The 281-nt window shown below is 40.9% G+C and carries 1 pseudogene; it reads left to right on the top strand.

Annotated elements, in window-relative coordinates:
* Positions 1 to 281, top strand: a pseudogene (locus tag ACFINS_RS10915) (ATP-dependent chaperone ClpB); the annotation flags it as partial.

The following is a 281-nucleotide window of genomic DNA, read 5'->3' as shown; positions in this document are numbered from 1 at the left end:
AAATGATGTCATGAATGTTGTAAAAGCGGCTTTTCGTCCCGAATTTCTTAATCGTATTGATGAGGTTATTCTCTTTCAGAGATTACAACGTAGCGACATGGAAGCTATCGTTGATATCCAGATACAACATTTGCAAAATTTGCTCAATGAACGCAAAATAACTTTGCATATCGAACCAGAGGTTCGGCAATTCCTTGGCGATAAGGGCTATGATCCTCTCTATGGCGCGCGGCCTCTCAAACGCATTATCCAAAGAGAAATTCAAGATCCACTGGCAGAAA

Source organism: Bartonella sp. AA2SXKL (genome assembly GCF_042197205.1).
Taxonomy (GTDB): Bacteria; Pseudomonadota; Alphaproteobacteria; order Rhizobiales; family Rhizobiaceae; genus Bartonella.
Note: the sequence above shows the minus strand (reverse complement) of the source record. Positions and strands in the feature narration are given on the sequence as shown.